Origin of the sequence: Rhizorhabdus sp., assembly GCF_018006725.1 — a bacterium.
GTDB lineage: Bacteria > Pseudomonadota > Alphaproteobacteria > Sphingomonadales > Sphingomonadaceae > Rhizorhabdus.
In genome coordinates, this window is the sequence record NZ_JAGMXV010000338.1 from 1 (window position 1) to 4,182 (window position 4,182).

A 4,182-nucleotide genomic window follows, 5' to 3' on the forward strand; every position below is an offset into this window, starting at 1 on the left:
GACCTGGATCGACATACGGCCGGCCACTTCCGACATCGGCTTGAGCAGCGGCAGCGCGCCGGAGCGCGAGGTGACCGTCTCATAAGCGATGCAGGTCGCGCCCGATGCCTTCAGCCCCTCGGCCTGCGGCTTGTCGGCGGCAAGGTGGAGATAGGTGAACAGCGTGTGGCGTGCCTCGAGCAGAGCGATCTCGGACGGCTGCGGCTCCTTCACTTTGACGATCATGTCGGCGGCGGCGAAGACTGCGCCCGCATTGGGCGCGATCCGCGCGCCTGCGGCGACATAATCCTCGTCCTCGAAATCGATGCCCATCCCGGCGCGCGTCTCGACGATCAGTTCGTGACCGGCGGCGGTGAGTTCGGCTACGGAAGCCGGCGTCAGACCGACCCGATATTCGTGATTCTTGATTTCCTTGGGAACACCGATCCGCATGGCTCATTCCTCTCAATGACCACCCATCATAACGCCTGGGCAGCGGGAAAAAGTTGCGAAGGTCGACGCGGTTGAGCCAGCCGCGCGCAGGGGTTTGCGCGGAACCCCCTTGTCATGCCAAAAACTCCCGCATGGATCGTATCGATCGCAAGATCCTCTCACAGCTTGCCCGCGATGCGAGCCTGACCAGCGAGCAGCTGGGCGACAAGGTCGGCCTGTCGCCGTCCGCCGTCCATCGCCGCGTCAAGGCGCTCGAACAGGCGGGGATGATCCGCGGCTATCGCGCGCGTCTGTCCGATGAAGCGCGGGGCAACCCGTCGACCATGTTCGTGCAGGTCACCCTGGCCGATCAACGGCAGGCGACGATGATGGCGTTCGAGCAGGCGCTGGAGCGAACCTCGCATGTCGTGGCGGCCTATCTGCTCAGCGGCGAATCGGATTATCTGCTGAAGGTCGAGGTGGCCGAGGACGACAGCTACGAGCGCGTCCACCGCGACATATTGTCGGCGCTGCCGGGGGTCTTGCGGCTGGTAACGCAGATGACGCTGCGGACCCTGCTCAAGGACGACTGACGGCGCATTCCCCGATGGAACGCCCCGCCATGGAACGGCTGGAGACCCGCGCCGTTGCTAGGGGCAACCCGCCCGTGCTAGGGCGCCGCCGCTATGCCGCCCGATCCAGGGGAAGGACGGGCGCTCGAACAGGGCACCGAGATGAAGGCTGACCTCGTATGACGAATGAGGGCACGGGCGACGTTTCCGTGCATGCGGTGCCGCACTCCGCCGCGCCCGACAATCATCTGGCGGGCGGTGGTCATGCGCAGGGTGGAATGGCCGCGCTGATGCTCGGCGCGATCGGCGTCGTCTTCGGCGACATCGGCACGAGCCCGCTCTACGCCTTTCGCGAAACATTCGCCGGCCATCATCCGCTGCCGCCCGACGAAATCCACATCCTCGGCGTGCTCAGCCTGATCTTCTGGTCGATGATGGTCGTCGTGACCTTCAAATATGTCGCGATCATCATGCGCGCGGACAACAAGGGCGAAGGCGGCAGCCTGGCCCTGCTGGCACTGATCAACCGCAAGACCGAGAATAAGCGCTGGACCAAGGGCATCGTCCTGTTGGGCGTCTTCGCGACGGCGCTGTTCTACGGCGACAGCATGATCACCCCAGCCATTTCGGTCCTGTCCGCGGTCGAAGGGCTGACGACGGTAGAGGCACGGTTCGCGCCGCTGGTCTTGCCGCTCGCCGTGGGCATATTGATCGGGCTTTTCACGATCCAGGCGCGCGGGACGGCCAAGGTGGGGCTGTTGTTCGGCCCGATCATGCTCGTCTATTTCGCCGTGCTCGCAACGCTGGGCGTCTGGCACATCGTCGGCAATCCGCACGTCCTGATCGCCCTGAACCCCTGGTATGCGGTGCGCTTCTTCCTGGAGGAGGGCTATTTCGCCTTTCTCGCCATGGGGTCGGTGGTGCTGGCGGTGACCGGTGCCGAGGCGCTCTATGCCGACATGGGCCATTTCGGGCGCAAGCCGATCGGGGTCAGCTGGCTCGTCTTCGTGCTGCCCGCGCTGATGCTGAATTATCTGGGCCAGGGCGCGATGCTGCTGTCGCAGGACATGGCGACTGCGCTGCGGACGATCCACAACCCCTTCTTCCTGCTGGCGCCGGAAATGCTGCGCCTGCCGCTGGTGATTCTCGCGACCATGGCGACGGTGATCGCCAGCCAGGCCGTGATCTCCGGCGCCTTTTCGGTCACCCAGCAGGCGATCCAGCTCGGCTTCATCCCGCGTCTGCGCATCACCCACACCAGCGCCGGTTCGATCGGCCAGATCTATATCCCGGCGATCAACTGGGGCCTGATGGTCATGGTGATCCTGCTGGTCATCTCCTTCCGCACCTCGTCGAACCTGGCCGCCGCCTATGGCATCGCGGTCACCGGTGCGATGGCGATCGACACCTGCCTGATCGCGGTCGTGCTGATCCAGCTGTGGGGATGGAAGAAGTGGGTCGCAGCGCCGCTGATCGCGGTCTTCGCGGCGGTCGACCTCGCCTATTTCGGCGCCAACCTCACCAAGGTGCCCGATGGCGGCTGGTTCCCGCTGCTGATCGGGTTCATCGCCTTTACCCTGCTCACCACCTGGGCGCGCGGCAGGGCACTGATGATCGACCGGCTCCGACAGGCGTCGATGCCGGTCAAGGTGTTCGTCCAGTCGGCGGTGAACTCCGCCGTACGCGTTCCCGGCACGGCCGTGTTCATGACATCACAGGCACAGGGGATGCCCCATGCGCTGCTGCACAATCTCAAGCACAATAAATGCCTGCATGAGCGCGTCATCCTTCTGACCGTGAAGATCGCCGACGTGCCCTATGTCCGCACGACCGAGCGGGTTACCTGCGCCGATCTGGGCCAGGGCTTCTTCCGCATCGTGATCAATTACGGCTTCATGGAAGATCCGGACGTGCCGGCGGTGCTGGCGGATACCCAGACCTGCGGGCCTGCGTTCAAGATGATGGACACCAGCTTCTTCCTCGCCCGGCAGACGCTGCTCCCCTCGGAGCATCCCGGCATGGCGATCTGGCGTGAGAAGCTATTCTCCTGGATGCTGCGCAACGCCGAAAGCGCGATGGAGTTCTTCAAGCTGCCGACCAACCGCGTGGTCGAGCTGGGCAGCCAGGTCGAGATTTGACCGGCGCCGCGCCGATCATCGTCACCGCGCTGCTGGGCGACGAGGATCTCGCCTGGGCGGATGGGCTGCGGCGCGCGCATTTTCCACCCGAACGCAATGTGCTGCGCGCGCACCTGACGCTGTTCCACCATCTGCCGCCATCGGGGCTCGACGAACTGCGCCGCCTGCTGATGCGCGAGGTGCGGACGACCATCGCGCCGGCTGCCCGCATATCGCGCTTGCTGTCCTTGGGACGGGGCGTGGCTTTCGGTGTCGACAGTCCCGGCCTCGCCGCCATCCGGTCGCGCATAGCCGAGGCGTTCGAGCCGATGCTGACCCCGCAGGACCGCGCCGGCTGGCGGCCCCACATCACCATTCAGAACAAGGTCACGCCGGCCGATGCGCGCGCGCTGATGGCGGAGCTGTCGAAGGACTTTGCACCGCGTCCGCTGCGCATCGACGGCCTTTCGGCCTATTGGTATCGCGGCGGGCCCTGGGAATCGATCGGCGACTGGCGCTTCACTCGATCTGGCCGATCCCCGCGCAGCTGAGGTCGAAGGCGGCGAGGCCCGCGTCGAGATAGCCGGCCAGCATCGGCATCTCCATCAGCTGGTCGACCACCGGCTCGGCATCCTGCTCGCCCGCCGCCTCCAGCGCCTCGTCCCACTCGCTGGCGTCGAATGTGCCACGTCCGACCAGAGCGAGCGCCAGCACCTCGACCTGCTCGTCGTCGGCCATGTCCTCGATCAGCGCGCGGATCTCTTCCTCGACCGCTTCATTCGCCTCGTCTTCGAGCACCGCCATCGGATCGTCGCTGTCGGTCGGATCCGCATCTTCCTCGGTCTCGATCGCGGGCACCTGTGCCTCCATTTCGCGCGCACGCACGATCAGGCGGCAGATATCTTCCAGGGAAACCGTCAGTTCCATCGCACGAACCTCGCTTGTCCAGCCGCTATCGGCGCGCTTTCCAACGTGGACGCGCGGTCAGGGTTCCCGTGCGACGATGCGTCAGGCCGGGACGAGCGTCTTCAGCGGGACTTCCGTGTCGGCGAGCGAGGCCTTGTCCGGGGACAGGCCCTTGG

The 4,182-nt window shown here is 65.5% G+C and carries 4 protein-coding genes and 1 pseudogene; 3 read left to right on the forward strand and 2 right to left on the reverse strand.

Translation table 11 applies throughout. From position 1 onward, the window contains the following. A pseudogene (locus tag KAY22_RS25375) lies at window positions 1-432 on the reverse strand (alanine dehydrogenase); the annotation flags it as partial. A 131-nt stretch (window positions 433-563) separates the two neighbouring features. On the opposite strand from KAY22_RS25375, the gene KAY22_RS25380 reads away from it, so the two are divergent. The 3 genes from KAY22_RS25380 (at window position 564) to KAY22_RS25390 (ending at window position 3,651) form a co-directional block, all read left to right on the forward strand. Further along, the gene (locus KAY22_RS25380) at window positions 564-1,004 is read left to right on the forward strand and encodes an Lrp/AsnC family transcriptional regulator (protein ID WP_296625888.1); all 441 of its coding nucleotides are present in this window, start codon (window positions 564-566) and stop codon (window positions 1,002-1,004) included. A 257-nt stretch (window positions 1,005-1,261) separates the two neighbouring features. After that, the gene (locus KAY22_RS25385) at window positions 1,262-3,121 is read left to right on the forward strand and encodes a potassium transporter Kup (RefSeq protein ID WP_296625891.1); all 1,860 of its coding nucleotides are present in this window, start codon (window positions 1,262-1,264) and stop codon (window positions 3,119-3,121) included. Then, window positions 3,118-3,651: a 2'-5' RNA ligase family protein gene (locus KAY22_RS25390; protein ID WP_296625889.1), complete on the forward strand. Its 534-nt coding sequence runs from the start codon at window positions 3,118-3,120 to the stop codon at window positions 3,649-3,651. The genes KAY22_RS25385 and KAY22_RS25390 overlap by 4 nt, the downstream gene beginning before the upstream one ends. Here the strand turns inward: KAY22_RS25390 and KAY22_RS25395 are convergent. Continuing rightward, window positions 3,620-4,027: a DUF3775 domain-containing protein gene (locus tag KAY22_RS25395; protein WP_296625890.1), complete on the reverse strand. Its 408-nt coding sequence runs from the start codon at window positions 4,025-4,027 to the stop codon at window positions 3,620-3,622. The two genes, KAY22_RS25390 and KAY22_RS25395, sit on opposite strands and share 32 nt — an antisense overlap. Window positions 4,028-4,182: the final 155 nt, after the last annotated feature.

Excerpts from the sequence above, each read along its gene's own strand:
- KAY22_RS25395 (WP_296625890.1), bottom strand. The coding sequence starts at position 4,027 with ATGGAACTGACGGTTTCCCTGGAAGATATCTGCCGCCTGATCGTGCGT.
- KAY22_RS25385 (WP_296625891.1), top strand. The coding sequence starts at position 1,262 with ATGGCCGCGCTGATGCTCGGCGCGATCGGCGTCGTCTTCGGCGACATC.
- KAY22_RS25380 (WP_296625888.1), top strand. The coding sequence starts at position 564 with ATGGATCGTATCGATCGCAAGATCCTCTCACAGCTTGCCCGCGATGCG.